At 62.9% G+C, this 18,124-nt stretch carries 6 protein-coding genes and 1 pseudogene; 4 read left to right on the forward strand and 3 right to left on the reverse strand.

Annotated elements, in window-relative coordinates; all coding sequences use genetic code 11:
- Positions 1–117 precede the first annotated feature (117 nt).
- Entirely contained in the window at positions 118–12,630 is a 12,513-nt protein-coding gene (locus ACM6IN_RS08460) for a filamentous haemagglutinin family protein (protein ID WP_414915777.1), read from the forward strand.
- A gap of 47 nt (positions 12,631–12,677) precedes the next feature.
- On the opposite strand, the pseudogene ACM6IN_RS08465 reads toward ACM6IN_RS08460, so the two are convergent.
- The 3 genes and pseudogenes from ACM6IN_RS08465 to ACM6IN_RS08475 form a co-directional block, all read right to left on the reverse strand.
- Positions 12,678–13,008 (reverse strand): annotated as a pseudogene (locus ACM6IN_RS08465) (type II toxin-antitoxin system RelE/ParE family toxin).
- Positions 12,953–13,135, reverse strand: coding sequence for a stability determinant (locus tag ACM6IN_RS08470; RefSeq protein ID WP_414915778.1), 183 nt, complete (start codon positions 13,133–13,135; stop codon positions 12,953–12,955). The pseudogene ACM6IN_RS08465 and the gene ACM6IN_RS08470 overlap by 56 nt, the downstream one beginning before the upstream one ends.
- Positions 13,136–13,390: 255 nt before the next feature.
- Positions 13,391–14,338 (reverse strand): transporter, encoded by a 948-nt coding sequence (locus tag ACM6IN_RS08475; RefSeq protein ID WP_414915779.1) that lies wholly within the window; start codon positions 14,336–14,338, stop codon positions 13,391–13,393.
- 211 nt (positions 14,339–14,549) lie between these two features.
- Here ACM6IN_RS08475 and ACM6IN_RS08480 point away from each other — a divergent pair, with 211 nt between their 5' ends.
- The 3 genes from ACM6IN_RS08480 to ACM6IN_RS08490 all read left to right on the forward strand — a co-directional run bounded on the left by ACM6IN_RS08480 (position 14,550) and on the right by ACM6IN_RS08490 (position 18,091).
- Positions 14,550–15,647, forward strand: a complete 1,098-nt coding sequence (locus ACM6IN_RS08480) for an AraC family transcriptional regulator (protein ID WP_414915780.1) — start codon at positions 14,550–14,552, stop codon at positions 15,645–15,647.
- 580 nt (positions 15,648–16,227) lie between these two features.
- Positions 16,228–17,115 (forward strand): Dyp-type peroxidase, encoded by an 888-nt coding sequence (locus ACM6IN_RS08485; protein ID WP_095113410.1) that lies wholly within the window; start codon positions 16,228–16,230, stop codon positions 17,113–17,115.
- A 10-nt stretch (positions 17,116–17,125) separates the two neighbouring features.
- Complete coding sequence (locus ACM6IN_RS08490) at positions 17,126–18,091, forward strand: Gfo/Idh/MocA family protein (protein WP_414915781.1); 966 nt, start codon at positions 17,126–17,128, stop codon at positions 18,089–18,091.
- Positions 18,092–18,124 lie beyond the last annotated feature (33 nt).

Here is an 18,124-nt window from a genome sequence, read left to right on the forward strand (position 1 = left end):
ATCATGAAGTTTGTGTGACATCCGTTCGGTCGCGGCCTTCGCCAACCGCCTACGTCATAACAGCAGGGTCCACCCGACCTGCGGCCTCGTGTGGCAACTCAAAAGGATCTCGTAGTGATGCTCGCTCGCCCATCCCGTCGCAGTACCCGTGTTCAGCCTCAACAGCGTCTTGTCGTCGATCCGGCGCTGTGGCTGCTCAAGCCGTTGGCGCAGGCGATTGCCTTGTGTCTGGTGGCGGGCAGCGCCGAGGCGGCCACTGCTTTCAGTTCGGGATGGTTTGCCGCCAAGGGCGCGGCGCAGCAGGCGAGCGCTGCACGGCCCGGCACCGGCGGTTTGCCGGGGATGACGCCGCCGCTGGCGCAACAGCAGAAGGCCAACCAACAGCTGCAGCGGTCGATTCAGACCTTGAACAACACCGTCGCCGCGATTGCTGCACAGCAAGCGGCGCAAGCGGCCGGACGCGCGACAGCATTGGGTTCGGTGCAGTTTGTTCCGGACGGTTTGGCCGAGGGGGGGCTGAAGGTCGACAACAGCCTTACCCAAGGCTGGCAGAACGCCAAAGGCCCGCAACAGACTCAGGCCGACGGCAAGACCACGGTGAAGATCGAGCAGACCGCCGACAAAGCCATTCTCAACTGGGAAACCTTCAACGTCGGGCGTAACACCAGCGTTGAATTTGCCCAGCAAGCGAATTGGGCGGTGCTCAACCGGGTCAACGATCCGAGTGCACGGGCCAGTCAGATTCAGGGGCAGATCAAGGGCGACGGCACGGTGATGCTGATCAACCGCAACGGCATCGTCTTCAGCGGCACCAGTCAGGTCAACGTGCGCAACCTGGTGGCAGCCGCCGCCAACATCACCGATATCCAGTTCCGTGATCGCGGCCTGTATTTCGACAGCAGCGCCAGCCAGCCGACGTTCACCGACGCGGCGGGCAAAGTGCTGGTGGAGCGCGGGGCGTCCATCGAAACCGCACGACCGGCGAAGTCCACCGACGCCGGCGGTTATGCCTTGCTGTTGGGCAGCGAAGTGCAGAACGACGGCAGCATCAACACCGCCAAGGGCCAGACCGTGCTGGGGGCGGGGGATCGCTTTTACATTCGCAAGGGTGCGGGCACCGAAGGCAACGGCTTCTCCACGACGTTCGGCAACGAAGTCACGCCGGGCTTCGAAGCCGCCAGCGTTGCCGGCAAGGTCAGCAACAACGGTCTGATTCAGGCCGCGACCGGCGACATCACCCTGACCGGCCATGAGGTCGTGCAAAACGGCGTATTACTCGCCAGCACATCGGTCGCCACGCGCGGCACGATTCATCTGCTCAACCCGGCGACGGACACCCAAGGCAGCGTGACGCTGGGGCAGGGCAGCGCCACGGCGATCATGCTCGACAGCAGTGACCTCACGGCCCTCGACAGCCAGCATCAGTCCGCATTGACCGCCGTTACCCCGACCAATTCGATTCGCAGTGACCAGTCGCGCATCGACATCCAGAGTGGGGGCAGCGTCGAGTTCCAGAACGGTTCGATTACCCTGGCCACGGGCGGACAAATCGCGGTGGCCGCGCAGCGTCGCAGCCTGGTGCGCGACGGTGCGCTGATCGACGTTTCCGGCGCCATCGGCGTGAAAGTCGCGATGGAATCCAACAGCATCAAGATCAATGTGCAGGGCAACGAACAGCGCGACGCTTCGGGCAACCGCGACAAAGGTGCGCTGAACAGCAACGACGTCTGGGTTGACGTGCGTGAGCTGGTCTACGTGCCCGCCGGCACCAACGGTTACGCCACGGATCGCTGGTACACGGCAGGGGGGTTGCTCGAAGTCGGTGGTTACCTTGGCACCCAAGGGCACAGCATCGGTGAATGGATGGCCCAGGGCGGGACGGTAAATTTCGCCGGCAATGACGTGGTGACCGAGAAGGGCTCGTTGATCAACCTGTCTGGCGGCACGCTCGATGTGCAAAGTGGCGAGATTCGCCAGAGTTGGTTGCGCGGGGCTGACGGGCATCTCTACGAATTGTCCAAGGCGCCGGGCGATCTGCTCTACAGCGGTCTATACAACGGTTATGAAGACAGCAGCGAACGCTGGGGTCAGACGAGCTATTACTACAACCCGCTGATCGCACCGACCAAGCGCCTGGAGGCTGGCTACACCGTGGGTCGCGATGCCGGGCAATTGGTGATCGGGACCCGTAACGCGCGGCTCGACGGGCAACTGCTGGGGGAGGTTTATCAGGGCGAGCGCCAGACTCAGGCGCCGCGTGCCGTGCTCGATGGCTACGCGCAGCGTCAGACCGCACTCGCGCGGCGCGGGCAGTTGATCGTCGGTGGTTACGATGCCGCCTACGTCGCGGCGGCGGGTGGCGTGCTCTATGGCCTCAATCCGTTGCTCGATCAGGTGCAGATCGGCATTGAGCGTCCGCACGGCGACAATGACGCGGGCCTGACCGGCGCGGTGTCCGAGGCGCGCAATGGCAAGCTGTTTCTCGATGCTGCACAACTGAGTGACTGGCAACTGGGCGCACTGAAAGTCGCCGCCAAAGAGCGCATCGACGTGGACGGCGCCGTGACGGTCGGCAACGGTGGCGATATCACCCTCTACGCGCCGCAGGTGCAGGTCAACGCCGACCTGATTGCACGGGGCGGCAGCCTGCATGTGGGCAACGTGCTCAACCAGCTCAATACCGACCGTGTCACCGATACCCGCATCGTTGCGCCTGCGGGCACGACCACGGGTGTTCGCGTGGCGGAAAAGGTGCAACTGGACACCCGGGGGCTGTGGAGCAACTTGCGCACTGACCCGGATGACGCGAGCAGTCTTGCGTATCTGGACGGTGGCGTCATTTCGATCCGCAGCAGCGGCGACATCGAAATCGGCACCGGCAGCCTGCTCGACGTGTCCTCCGGCGGCGCGCTCCTGGCCAACGGCAAGACTCGGGGGGGCAAGGGCGGCGACATGACGCTGGAGTCCAGTGCGTTGTCAGCGCCGGGTGACAGTCATCTGCGCCTCGCTGGCCAGTTGCGTGGCTATGGTGTGACGGGCGGCGGCAGCCTGTTGATTCAGGCCGGCAACTTGCTGATCGGCCAGACCGACAAAGCCCTCACCGACAATACCTTGCAGCTGCAAGCGGATCTGTTCGACAAAGGCTTTTCGGCCTACAACCTGATCGGGCTCAACCGCCTCGACGTTGCGGACAACACGCTGATCGACGTGCTGATGCCGGTTTACCGGTTTGCTGACGCGGCAGCCAGTCAGGCCAGCGGTGTCGCCCCGCAACAGGCGTTGGAACTGTGGACGCCGACGCTCTATCAGGACAATCCGGCCAAGGCGCAACTGACGCAACGCGCGGGTGCCAGCCTGAGCTTGCAGGCCGGTTCCAGCGAGGTGGCGTTGAGCGATCCTGCGCGTAATGCGTTGACCCTTGGCCAGGGCTCGCGCATCAGTGTCGACCCGGGGCAAAGCATCAACGTGCGCGGCGCCGGACAGATTACCGTCGACGGTGAGTTGCACGCCTGGGGCGGCATCATCGACATTCGCCAGCAGCAGTTCGGCTCGATGAATGTCGCCGAGGCCTCGCAAGTCGCCGACAAAAATGCCCACAACCGCTCGATCTGGATCGGCGACCACGCCGTGCTCGATGTCGCCGGGCGCGCTGCCACGGGCGTGGATGCGCTGGGCCGGGTATATGGGCTGGTGGGCAAGGGCGGCAGCATCATCATTGGCGGTGAAACCGACGCGAAGAAGGCCACCGCGACGGCGGCCGATGCCTATGTCGTCGTGCGCAATGGCGCGCGGTTTGACGCTTCCGGTGCGCAGGCGCTGCTGGATATCGCCGGGCAGGGGCCGACGGCGGTCGCTACGGACGGCGGGCGAATTTCCTTGAGTTCCTATAACGGCCTGTTCATCGACGGCGACCTGCGCGCGGCGGCCGGTGGCGTCGGCGCGGCGGGTGGGCGCCTGGAGATCGCTCTGGAGACGCCGAGTTATCTGCGCAGTGATGCCAGCAATGAGGTGCGCGTGCCGCGCGAAATCATCATCAGCCAGCAAACCGCTGACGCCCTGTTGCCGGCCGATGTGCAACCGGGTGAAGCGGCGCCCGCGTTGCAATACGGGCGTGCCCGCCTGAGTGCCGACCAGTTGATGGCTGGCGGGTTCGATAATCTGAGTGTGCTGAGCAACGGCCTGCTGTCGTTCGACGGTGACGTCAATCTGCACATGCAGCAAAGCCTGAGCCTGTATGCCGGCGCGATTTCGCTGGCCGAAGGCGCGCAAGACAATGCGCGTATCGACCTGTCTGCGCCCTACCTGCGCCTGTCGGGGACGGGCAAGTATTTTGAGGCGCCGGGCAACCTTCGGCCACGGGTGATGAACACGCCGACTACGCGTGTGTCGACGGGGCAATTCAACGCCAGTGCGGATCAACTGGACCTGAGCAACAGCCTGTCGTTCGGTACCGCGGGCAATATTGTCCAGCTCACGGGTGCGGATTTGCAGGTGACGCGTCGTGGCTTTGATCAGGTCTCCCTGCACAGTCGTGGTGACCTGCGCTTTCTGGCGCCGACCGGTTATGTCGAGAAAACCGAACTGTGGACACCGGGCGACCTCAACCTGCGTGCCGCGCAGATCTATCCTGCCAGCGATGTCACCGCCGAGGTGCGGGTGGGCTACCAAAGTGTGATCCCCGGTGCCGATCCGGCTCGCACCTTGCGCATCAGCAGCAGCGGGGCCGCACCGGCCGCGTTGCCGTATTCGGTGTTTGGCAACCTGACACTGGCGGCCGGGCGCATTGAACAAGGCGGGGTGATCCGCGCACCGCTGGGCATGATCAGCCTTGGCGGTGAGACGGTGGTCAATACCCGCGAGCTGCATTTGCTGCCAGGCAGCGTGACTTCGGTCAGCGCCGCGGGGTTGGTCATGCCGTATGGCGGAACCACCGACGGCATCGACTATCGCTACGCTGGCAAATCCGTTCAGCTCAAGGGCATCAGTGCGGATACCGCCGGCGTGACGCTGACCTCGCGCTACGTCGATGTGCAGGGCGGCGCGCTGATCGATCTGTCCGGTGGCGGTGATCTGCGCGGCGCCGGGTTTGTCTCCGGGCGCGGCGGTTCCACCGATGCCCGCTACAACCCGCTGGTGCGCAACGCCAATGACGGCACCTTCAGCCTGCCGGGCCTTGCCAGCAATCCGGTGTACGCCATCGTGCCGGGCAATCAGAGTGCCTACGCGCCGATGCTCGCCGAGGCCGGGGCGGTCGATCCGCGCATCGGCCAGCAGATTACCCTCGGTGCCGGCGTGCCGGGTCTGGCGGCGGGCACCTACACGTTACTGCCCTCGACCTTTGCCTTGCTGCCCGGGGCGTTCCGGGTCGAAGTCAATGGTCAGGCCACAGCAGGCGTCAGCAACGACGCGTTGCAGATGCGCAATGGTTCGTGGACCCGTTCGGGGCAGATGTCGATTGCCAACACCGGGCTGCGTAACAGCCTGCCCAGCCAGGTCATTCTGACGTCTGCGGATGTTCTGCGCCGTTATTCGCAGTACAACGAGACCGGTTTCAGCCAGTTCATCCAGAGTGACGCGACACGGCGTGGCGTGCCCCGGGCCTTGGCCCCGATGGATGGCAAATCGCTGAATCTGTATTTGATGCCAGGCGCCGAGCAGGACGTTGCCCTGGATTTCAACGGCCGCGCGTTATTCGCCCCGGCCGCCGGCGGGGTGGTCGGAACGGCCACGGTACGCGGGGCAATGGACTTTGAAATTCTCGGTGCCGGGCATTCGCGCACCGACGGTTTCACTGGCGTGTCGCTGTATGCCGACAGCCTCAACGGTCTGAATGCCGGGCGCCTGACCCTCGGCGCGCAACCGCTGATCGATTACAGCGGCGCGGGCAATATCATTTCGTTCACTGGCTACACGACGTCGATCACCCTGCGCGAGGGGGCGATGTTGTCGGCGCCCGAGGTGCTGTTGCGCACCGCCCGCAGCGATGGTGGCATTACCCTCGAAGCCGGTTCGGGGATCAACACCCTGGGCCGTGGCAACGCGCCGTACGACTCCAGCAGTGGTTTCATCTACCAGCCGGGGGCGGCCGCGCTGCTGATGGTGTCGAACGGTTGGACCAACGTCCTGGCGCCAGCGGTAGCGGACGGTACTTCCGGTGCGGGCGACATTCGCATTGGCAAGTGCCCGACGACCGTCTGCACCAACCCGACGCTGCTCTATTCCAACGGCAGCATTACCGCCGCCACCGACAAGCAGTTTGAACTCGATGAGTCGGTACGCTTCGGCACCCGCCATCTGGCCCTGGCTGTCGGCGCCGTCAACGCTGGCAGCGCCGAAGCCTTGAGCGCTGCCGGCAACCGCGTGCCGACCGGTCTGACGCTGAACCAGAGTGTGCTCGATCGCCTGTTGCGCGGCGATACGCAGTTAGGTGCGCCCGCGCTGGAAACCTTGAGCCTGACCAGCCGCGATGCGTTCAACTTTTACGGCAACGTCAGCCTCGATACGCTGGACGCGCAGACGGGCGTGAGTAAATTGCAGAACCTGATATTCACCACGCCAGCCATTTACGGCTTAGGTGAAAGCGCTGACGTGGCGTCCATTCGCACCGCCAATCTGATCTGGAACGGCGCCAGCCAGGATCCCGGCGCCGTCATCACTGGCGGCGCCGGCACGGGCCGCGGCACCCTCGATATTCAGGCGCAGCGCATCGAGTTCGGTTACGGCCCCAATCCGCAGGCCAGCGGTCTGGAGCAGAACAATCGGCTGGCGCTGGGTTTTGCCAACGTCAACCTCAGCGCCAGTGAGCGCATCACCGCCAATCACAAGGGCAGCCTGGCGGTGTACCAGGAACAGGGCGCTTACGATCCACTCAAGGGCTATGTCTACAGCGGCGGCAATCTCAACCTGCGCACGCCGCTGCTGACGGGCGAGGCCGCTTCGATAAACCTGCTCAAGGCCGGCAACAACCTGACGCTCACCGGCGCCGGCACGCCAGCGGCCGCCAATGCCTTGGGCGCGGAACTGACGCTCGATGCCCGCAGCATCGCGCTGGACAGCCGCATCACCCTGGCCAGCGGCAAACTGCTGGTGAAATCCGAGGGCGATCTGACCCTCGCCGATGGCGCGTCTGTGGACATGGCCGGCCGCACTTTGCCGTTCAATGATGTCAGCAAGTACAGCTGGGGCGGCGATGTGGCGCTGTACAGCAGCCACGGCAATATTCGTCAGGCCGCCGGTTCGCGCATCGACCTCTCGGCGCAGAACAATCAGGCCGGCACCCTCAGTGCCGTCGCGCTGGCCAGCGATGCGGGCATGGTTGATCTGCAAGGCCAGATCCTCGGAACCAGCAGCGGCCATTACGATGCCGGCGGCACGTGGGTGCCGTACAAATCCGCCGGCGTGGACATCCGCGCCCAGCACCTGAACGGTGATGCCAGTCAGCAGTTTGCCGCCCTCAACCAGCGCTTGAATGCCGGTCAGGTCTTCGGCAGTCGCAGCTTGCAACTCAAGCAGGGTGATCTGCTGATTGGCGACGGACTCAAGGCTGGCGAAGTGAACGTATCAGTGGACAACGGCAGCCTGACCGTCGCGGGTTTGATCGATGCCAGCGGCGAGCGGGTCGGCAACATTCGCCTGTCGGCGCAAAACGGCCTGACCCTGGCCGGCAACGCCGTGCTCGACGCCCATGGTCGTGTGCTGCGGGTCGATAGCTACGGCAAGATTATCGACGCGCCGAACCGGGCGACGGTTGAGCTCAATTCCGCTGCGGGTCTGTTGACCCTTGGCGCCGGTGCGCGGATCGATCTGCGTCATGGCACCGACGCCGTGCGCGGCACCTTGCCCGGGCAGTCCGACGGGCTGTTGCGCGGCACGCTGGAGTTGAACGCGCCGCGCCTCGGTGCCGATGACATCGCCATAGATGCCAGCGGTGCGCTGAGCATTCAGGGCGCACGGTCGATTGGCCTTAATGCCACGCGGCGTTATACCGATGCCACCGACGGCGTCGACCCGGCGGCCAGCGGACGGCCGTATCAGGTGATCGATCAGGCCTACTTCGACCGCATCCATGCTGACAGCAGTGCGTTCATCGACGCGGCGCTGGACAACCGCAACCTGCTGCAGAACAAGCTGGCGGGGCTGAACAATGCCACCTACGCCGATGCGTTCCATTTACGGCCGGGCGTGGAAATCGCCAGCAAAACCGCCGACGGCGATCTGGTGGTGCAGGGCGATGTGGACTTGTCCGGCTACCGCTATGCCAGCCTCAATCCGCATACGCAGAAAACCGCTGTGTACGGTTCGGGCGAGGCGGGCAGTCTGGTGATGCGAGCCGGCGGCAACCTCGATATTCATGGCAGCCTCAACGACGGCTTCGCGCCGCCGCCGGAAACCGTCGACGATGCCGGCTGGAAACTCTTGCCGGGCATCCAGCCGTTTGGTGGCGACCTGATCGTGCCGACGGCGGGCGTGACCCTGGCCGAAGGCACGCTGTTCCCGGCCGGTGTCACGTTGAACTACGACGTGCCGCTGCAAGCCGCGACGCTGCCCGCCGGGACCCTGTTGCCCACCGAGGCGACCCTGGCCGGACCGTATACCTTGGGCGCAGGCACAGTGCTGGCCGCTGCGGTACACGATGCGACGGGCCAGTTGTTGTACGCCGCCGGTACGTTGCTTGCCGACAGCGTGACCTTGCCGGTGGGCAGTCGCCTTGGCGCGGGCATCCGCTTGAACAACGTGACGGCGATCGGCGCCGTGCGCTGGCCCAAAGGCGTGCCGTTGCCAGGCAACGTCGAGGCCGGCACCAACGCGATCAAGGGCGTGCGCCTGAGCGGTTCGCTTGCTCTGTTGCGTGGCTCGCTGATCCAGTCGATGACTGATGTCGTGTTGGCCGACGGCACCGCGTTCATTGAGTTGCGACCGTTGAGCGGCACGCAACAGGGGCGCAACTGGGCAGTCGCAAGCATGTTGCCGGCCGGCAGTGCGTCGTGGTCGATGCGCGTGGTGGCGGGTGCGGATCTGAGTGCGGCGGACAGCCGCGCGATCAAGCCGCTTTCCAGCGATGGGCACTTGCGTCTGGCCGACACCCACTACGGCTTGAAGGTGACGGAAAAACCGCCGACGCTGGTCTGGGGCGACGGCAACCTGGGTGGTTTTACTCCCGGTGAGCCAGTGCCTGACGACCTGAAAGACTGGTGTGACTGGGCGCCGAACTCTTGCGTGCCGGCGCCGCGTTGGGCGTGGGCGCCGGACAACTGGCTGGGCATGCCTGCCGGCTCCCCGATGAGCGACGATGACGTGGCGGCCTGGTGCGGTGCGTTCCCGGAACTGTGCGTGGAAAACAAACCGGGCATCACCGTCAAAACCCGCACGCAAATGTTCAGCGTGTTGCGCACCGGCACCGGCGATCTGGACGTGCTCGCCGCGGGCGATCTGAGCATGGATTCACCGTTCGGCGTGTACACCGCCGGCACGCAGTCGCAGGACGTCGATCCGCTGTACAACCAGCCGCGCGGACGCCTGTCGGATAACGGCTCGGTGCTGGGCAGTGGCGGCAGCGATTACGAAAAATGGGTCAGTGGCAATGACAGCCTGTATCAGGCCTGGTACCCGCAAATGGGTGGCAACCTGACGATCAATGCCGGCGGTTCGATTTCCGGCGATGTGCTGGGTCGCCGCGGGTACTCGCAAAACATGGATACCCCGGAACAGGTGCCGAGTGTGGCCGTGGGCAATTGGCTCTGGCGTCAGGGCACCGGCAGCAGCGATGTGCCGACGGCGTGGTGGATCAACTTCGGCAGCTACGCGACTCAGCCGTTGCCGGATCAAAGCGTCGACACTGGCCCCTTCCTGGTGGGGTTCACCGGTTTCGGGACGTTGGGTGGCGGCAACATCAGCCTGCGCGCCGGTGCTGACGCCGGCATGCTCAAGGCCATGGGCGGCAGTGGCAACAGCAACCTTTATCCTCGTGGGCAGGGCTTGATCGTGGCAGTCGGCAGCACCGGACGTGTGGGCAGCGACGGTACTCTGCAATTGACCGGCGGCGGTGACATGGACATCCGTGTCGGTGGCTCGGTCAACCCATCGCTGCAGGCCCGGGCGGGACAAAATGGCGTCGGTGTTGCGCAACATGATCTGCAAGGTGCGTTGATCAACCTGCGCGGTGCCGCACAACTGACCGGGGGGGCGCTGGGTGGTATCAATCTTCAGTATGGCGCTGCCGCTCCCGTTCAGGATGTTCGTGAAGTCCGCCCGTACGATCCGTTTACGGCCACGCTGGGCAGCGCTTCCGGCGGCCTGGTGTTGATCCCGGGCGACTCGGCCATGAGCTTGAATACCCGTGGCGATCTGGTGCTGGGTGGGGCGGCGGACCCGGGCCGGGTACGCTTGCAGAACTCTACGCCGTTTACCACCGATGACGGCGTCGTACACGACGGCGGCGGCTTGAGCGGCTTCTCGTTGTGGACCGATCACACCGCGATCGACCTGTTTTCAGCGGGCGGCAATCTGACGCCGAGCACCCAACTGGGCGAAACCACCGGGCAAGGTCCCGTGACTGCGCGTAATACCTCGCCGACCGACGGGCGCTTTGTCTATCCGTCGATCTTGCGCGCAGTGGCTGCGCAAGGCTCGATCTATGCCGGGCCGTCAGCGGTGTACAGCCAAGGCAGCGGCGTAGTGCCGGCAACGAGTTATTCATTGCTGCTGGCGCCGTCGAATGCAGGGCAACTGGAGTTGCTGGCGCAGGATTCGATCTATGCCGGCGGCTATGCGATCAACCAGTCGGGCGCCAGTCCACTGGCCATCGCCACGCCGTTCGCTCCCGCATTCAATGGCTACGGCAGCAGTACGTCGGCGACGCCAATCATGACGAATCTGAACAGTGACGGTGTTTCAGCGGACAAGAATGTGCGCTATCCGCTGTTTGCCTTTGGGCCCAACAGTTACTCGGGGTTGAGTGATGTGCAGGCACCGGCACGTTTCTATGCCCTGACCGGTGATCTGGTGGGCGTGCGCAGCGGTGAAACGCTGACGTTCAACCTGTCCAGACGCACCTGGTACGAAGCGGCGGCCCCGGTGTCGATGCTGGCCGGGCGCGACATCGTTGCGTCCGGTACATTCCTCGGCCAGCCAACGATCGTGCCCAACGCCGAAATGGGCTCGCCGAGTAGCGAAAGCATTGCGTCGACTGGCAACCTGTTCGTGCATAACGATCCGCGAGATATTTCGCGGGTATCCGCGGGCCGCGACATTCTCTACAGCAGCTTCGACATCGCCGGTCCCGGCGTTCTCGACATCAATGCCGGGCGCAATATCCTGATGGAGGACCGCGCCAGTATTACCAGCATCGGGCCGGTAGTGGCGGGTGACAACCGCCCTGGTGCCAGCGTGGTCATGCAGGCGGGTGTGGGCGCGCAAGGGCCTGATTACTCACGCTTTATCGCGCATTATCTGAATCGCCAGAACCTCGCCAACCCTGACCAGTCGTTGAGTGCGCAACCGGGCAAAGTGGCCAGGACCTACCTCGACGAACTGCAGAGCTGGCTGACCCTCGGCTATGGATTTAACGGCAGTGACGAACAGGCACAGGCCTTCTACGCGGCGTTGCCGGCCACCGAGCAGGCGATCTTCGCGCGGCAGGTGTACTTCGCCGAGCTGCGCGCCGGCGGCCTGGAGTACAACGATGTCGATGGCCCGCGTAAAGGCAGTTATCTACGCGGTCGCAACGCCATTGCCGCGCTGTTCCCGACCACTGATGTGGCGGGCAATCCGATCCGTTACGACGGCGACATCACGCTGTACGGCGGAGCAGGGGTCAAGACCCTGTTCGGCGGCGACATCCAGATGCTCACCCCGGGCGGCGGTCAGGTGTTCGGTATCGAAGGCGCGGCGCCACCGTCCACCGCAGGGATCATCACTCAGGGTTCGGGCAACATTCAGCTCTATTCGCAGGGCAGCATTTTGCTCGGCCAGAGCCGGATCATGACCACGTTCGGCGGCTCGATTCTCGGCTGGTCGGCCGAGGGCGACATCAACGCCGGTCGCGGTTCGAAAACCACCGTGGTCTACACCCCGCCGAAACGCGTTTACGACACTTGGGGCAACGTCACACTGTCGCCGTCGGTGCCGAGCACCGGCGCGGGTATCGCCACGCTCAACCCGATCGCCGAAGTGGCGCCGGGCGACATCGACCTGATCGCGCCGCTGGGCACCATCGATGCCGGCGAAGCGGGGATCCGCGTGTCGGGCAACGTCAACATCGCCGCGCTGACGGTGGTCAACGCCGCGAACATTTCGGTGCAGGGCAAGGCGACGGGTGTGCCGGTGGTGTCGGCGGTGAATACCGGGGCGATTACTTCGGCCAGTTCGGCGGCATCGTCGGCGACGCAAGCGGCGGAGGACGTCGCTCGTCAGCAGCAAGCGGCGGCGCGGCAGAATCAGGCGTCGGTGTTTACCGTGCAAGTGTTGAGCTTCGGCAGCGAACAGCTCGCGCCGTCTCGCGATGGCGCAAGCCGTGCACCGGCCCCGGGTTACAACCCGAACAGCCCGGTGCAGGTGTTGGGCGCCGGGGCGCTGGATGAACAGGCGAAACAGCAGTTGACCGAAGAGGAGCGTGGGCAACTGACGCTGTAAAAGACTCTCGTGTAGTACGTTTGGGCGGCCGGTGGGCCGCCCTTTTTTTATGTCGATGAAGTTGAAGGGTATTTTTGCCGGGCGTGAAGCACCCCCCAGTATTCTGATGCGCCCATTCACTCGATAGACCAGCAGATAATTCGGATGAATCACCATCTCGCGAGTACCAGGCACTCGGCCAGGTCGGTAACCGTAAGGTATTGATGAAAGCTGTTGTGCTGCCGCACCAACCTTGTGTCTTAGCGAAATTGAAGCGTTGGTGTTGTGTTGCTCGATGTATTTGAAGATGTCAGCCAGTTGACGCGAGGACTTGCTGCTCCATTCAAGCAGCAGAGCGGCGCTTCCTGCGCATCTCTTCCAGCATCGCCATAGCCTCATCATGGGGAATACCAGGACTAGGATCATCGAGTGCATGCTGTACCTCTGCACGAAACCAGCGATCGTAGCTCTCGGCCTCTTCTTCGGATTCGAAGTCAGAGTAAAACGGGGAAAGTAATATGCTCATAGTGATCTCCGTGATCAATCTCGGCAGTTTAAGGGGGGACATGGCCCATTGTCGTCACTGGCTGACGATGCACCCCATGAGCCCTTGAGCAACCATGGGATAACGGAGCCCAGTATCTGCAAGCGCACCCTTTAAATCTGCCAGACGTTTCCCCCTGTTGTCTTGTAATCTCGACCGCCGCTGTAGGCGTATTCCACCCATGCGTTTTTCAGGTTCTCAGGCTACAAATCCAGGTGCGTTTTCCTACAAATGCACTCAGAACGCATAGGGGATGCTGACTTTCGCCCAAAGCATTTCACCTTCGGGCCGGTTCTCCACATCAAATTCCTTGGCCCATCGAATCTCCGCGCTGGCGTACTTGAGAAAGGTGAAGTGCAGCGCCGGGCCAATCGCGAACACCTTGCCACGTACGCCATCATCAACGTCCTGCCCGGCAAACTGCACGGTGTGGCCGAACTGTTTGTCGTCGGTGGTTTGCTTGAGGAAGTAGCCGTTGACGCCGAGCATCAGGTCGTCGGTGATCTTGTAGCTGGCCGAGTAATCGAAGTGGAAGATCTGCCCGGACTTGTAGTCAGTGTCTTTGTTCTTCTCGTTGAAGCTGTAGGTGGTCTTCATCGAGACCTCGGTGCGTTCAGTCGGCAGCCAGGTGAACGAGAACAGCGGCTTGTAGGTGTAGAAATTGTTGCTGGTGTTGGCCAGTCGATCGACGCTGTATTCGCCGGTGGGCACGGTGATCTCCACGGCGGCGCCGAGGGTCAGGTTTTTGCCCATGTCCCACAGAATGATCGGTGCGAAGGTGGTATCGCCCATGCCTTCGCGGGTGTCGCTCAAACCGAACACCGAGACTTCCTGCTTCAACCAGGGCTGGGCGATGTAACCGGCCAGGCGCCCGCCGAATATCCGCACCGGGCTTAGATAATCGAGGCGCGGAATCACCGCGGTGGATTCGATTTCGACATTCGGCACCTTGCCGCCGAACGAGCTGATGTTGAGCTTTCGCGATTTGTAATGGTTGTAGTAGAGGTTGAACGCGACCATGTTCTCCGGAAGGCTATCCACTTCCAGCGGCAGCATAAAAAAGCCGTCGGTGCCAGTGCCGATGTTGTCGACCCCGGTTTCGGTGGCAAGGGCGGGCAACGTCAGGGTGCAACCCGCGATGAAAAGGGCGAGCGGCAAGAAGGATGTTGCACGGTTCTGGCTCATGACTGTCCTCATTATTATTGTGATTGGGACCTGGTACCGGTCGCTCGCAGCGCCGGTACGCTAGAAATAAGCGTTTGGCGTACGTTGGGGCAGGGTATTGGCGGACAATGAGGGGGGCATCTGCGGACAGTCCGTAAACCTTGTGCTAACTTCCATCGACACAACCGGTTACAAAAATAACAATCAAGCGTGATCCGGAATGTCAGCCCCCATGAACGTAAAAGTCCAAGACCCGACCTTCGAACTGGCGCTGGTCTCGCCGTTCCTCCTGCACACCCTCGCCGAAGTCGTGCAGAACAGGGGCATCGATTCCCAGAGCCTGTGCCGTGGGCTGGGTTTTACCCTTGAAGACCTGCAGGATCCGGCGCAGCGGATTTCCTATCGCCAAGCCGTGGCGATGATTCAGCGCGCACTTAAAGTGCTGCCTAATCAGGGCTTGGGCCTGTGGGTCGGGGCGCAGAACGTGCTCGGCACGTTGGGCCTGCTCGGGCATGTGCTGTCGCTGTGCAAGACCTTGCGTGATGCTTTTGCGTTGGGCATTCGGCATCAGCACACCTCGGGCGGCATCGTGGTGTCGAGCGTCGATGTGGTCGGTGGCCAGGTGCATCTCGATGCTGAATGCCGCTTGCCGTTCGCTGATGTGCAGGTGTTCGCAGTCGAGGAGTTTTTCGCCAGTCTGCTGGTGTACGGCCGCGCGCTGGCAGGGGCTGAGTTCAAGGCGATTGCCGTGGAGTTCGTGCACGCCGCGCCGGATTATCTGAGCGAATACCACCGCCTGCTGGGGCCGGAGGTGCGCTTCGGTTGCCTGCACAATCGCATGCTGATCGATGGGCAATGGCTGGATGTGAATCTGCCCAATCATCATTCGCTGGCGTTGCGTCAGGCGGTGGCATTGCTGGAGCTGGAAGCGGCGCAGGTGCATCAGAAGCTTGATCTGATTCAGGCTGTGGAACGGGCGATTGCGCGGGATCTGAGTAGTGGCAGTCACATTGAAAAGATTGCTGGTGATTTGAATATGAGCAGCCGCACCTTGCGCCGGCGGTTGACTGAGCATGCGCTGACGTTCGAGGCTTTGCTGGAGCAGGTGCGGCAGGCGCGGACCCTGAGTTTGCTGGCCAATCCTGATATGCCGATCGAGCGGATTACCGAAGAGGTGGGCTACAGCGATGTGCGCAGTTTTCGCCGAGCGTTCAAGCGTTGGACGGGGCTGAGCCCTAGCGCCTGGCGTAATGACGCCAACCCTCACCCCAGCCCTCTCCCGGAGGGAGAGGGGGCCGACCGAGGTGTCTTGCGAGTTACATCGACCTGAAGGATCGCGTCGATTATGGATTCACCGATGCGCGCTCATTTCGGTGTCTCACCTCGATCATTCCCTCACCCCAGCCCTCTCCCAGAGGGAGAGGGGGCCGACCGAGGTGTCTTGCGAGTTACATCGACCTGAAGGATCGCGTCGATTATGGATTCACCGATGCACGCTCATTTCGGTGTCTCACCTCGATCATTCCCTCACCCCAGCCCTCTCCCGGAGGGAGAGGGAGCCGACCGAGGTGTCTTGCGAGTTACATCGACTTGAAGGATCGCGTCGATTATGGATTCACCGATGCACGCTCATTTCGCTGTCTCACCTCGATCATTCCCTCACCCCAGCCCTCTCCCGGAGGGAGAGGGCGCCGACCGTAGTGTCTTGAGACATGCATCGACCTGAAAGATCTGTGTCGATTATGGATTCACCGATGTACGTTCAAGTCGGTGTAGATCTTTAATATCCCCGAATCAGTTCCCTCTCCCTCTGGGAGAGGGCTAGGGTGAGGGGCTTTTGACTTGCGTCCAAACCCCCACAAACCTTCCGGTCACAGGTAAACTCCCGCGCACTTTCCCAAGGAGTTCACATGAGTTACTACCAGCCGGGCATTCTCGCCACCCCAGTTCCTGCGCAAGCACGTCATCTGTTTTTCGCCCTTGAGTCGGTGGAAGCGCTGCCGCAGGCGATCGACAACCTGATCAATCAGGTAGACGGCCAGTCGGCGGTGGTCGGTTTCGGCGAATCCCTGGCCAAGGCCCTCAACGTGCAGATCGACGGCCTGCGCAGCTTCCCGGCCATGACTGGCGTTGGCGTCGAAAACCCGTCGACCCAGCACGCACTGTGGGTCTGGCTGCACGGCGTCGACCGTGGTGAACTGCTCAACCGCTGCAACGCCCTCGAAGCCGCACTGGCCCCGGCCCTGCGTCTGGTCGAGATGCAGGAAGCCTTCCGCCACAAGGACGGCCACGACCTCACCGGTTACGAAGACGGCACCGAAAACCCGCACGACGAAGCGGCCATCGCCGCCGCCCTGCAAAGCGCAGGCGCTGACGGTATGGTCGGTGGCAGCTTCGCCGCGATCCAGCAGTGGCAGCACGACCTCAAGGGTTTCCACAAGCTGTCCGCCGACGACAAAGACAACATCATGGGCCGTCGCCTCAGCGACAACGAAGAGATCGACGACGCCCCGGTCTCCGCCCACGTCAAACGCACTGCGCAGGAAAGCTTCGCCCCGGAAGCGTTCGTCGTGCGTCGTTCGATGCCGTGGATCGAAGGTGATCGCGCCGGGCTGATGTTCCTTGCTTTTGGCTTCTCGCTGGATGCCTTCGAAGCGCAACTGCGCCGTATGAGTGGTCTGGAAGACGGCATCACCGATGGTCTGTATCGCATCAGCCGGCCGATCACTGGCGGCTACTACTGGTGCCCGCCGCTGAAGGACGGTCACCTCGATCTGCGCGCCTTGCGCATCGGCTAAAGGAATAGACATGAACGTGGTGCGCTGGGGCATGATCGGTTGTGGCAGCGTCGCTGAACGCAAGAGCGGGCCAGCCTTCTACAAAGCGCCCGGTTCGGCGCTGGTGGCGGTGATGGGCCGACGCCTCGAAGCGGTGACCGATTACGCCGCGCGCCACGGCATCGCGCGGGTCTACACCGACGTCGATGCGCTGATCAACGATCCCGAGGTGGACGCGGTGTACATCGCCACGCCACCCGACAGCCACCACGCCTACAGCCTGAAAGTCGCCGCCGCCGGCAAACATTGCTGCGTGGAAAAACCGATGGCGCTGAATGCCGGACAAAGTCGCGAGATGCAGCAGGTGTTTGCCGAGGCCGGATTGCACTTGTTTGTGTCCTACTATCGCCGTTCGTTGCCGCGTTTTGCGCAGGTGCGGCAATGGTTGGCGGAGGGGCGCATCGGTGAGGTTCGGCACTTGAGCTGGACGCTGACCAAGGCACCTTCGCCGGTGGATCTGGACGGTCGCGACAATTGGCGCACGGATCCGGCGGTGGCCGGTGGCGGTTACTTTGCCGATCTGGCCAGTCATGGCTTTGACCTGTTCCAGTATCTGCTTGGCGACATTGTCGAGGTCGCCGGATTCACCGCGCGTCAGGCCGGGTTGTACGCGGCAGAGGATGCGGTCAGCGCCAGTTGGCGGTTCGCCTCCGGGGCGCTGGGCATGGGTTGCTGGAGCTTTGTTGCGGATCGACGTGAGGATCGGGTCGAGATCATCGGCAGCCTGGGGCGGATCGGTTTTTCGGTGTTTGATGAGCATTCTGTGCAGTTGCATGCGGATGAAGTCGTCAGCCTGGACATCCCTCATCACGAAAACATCCAGTGGCATCACGTATTGGGCATGAATGCGCATATTCGTGGTGATTCACAACACCCTGCAGTCGCCGAACAAGCGCTCAAGACCGACTGGGTCATGGACCAGATCCTCAAACGTTAAGATCAAAAGATCGCAGCCTTCGGCAGCTCCTAC

Origin of the sequence: Pseudomonas sp. IT-P395, assembly GCF_949767675.1 — a bacterium.
Classification (GTDB): domain Bacteria; phylum Pseudomonadota; class Gammaproteobacteria; order Pseudomonadales; family Pseudomonadaceae; genus Aquipseudomonas.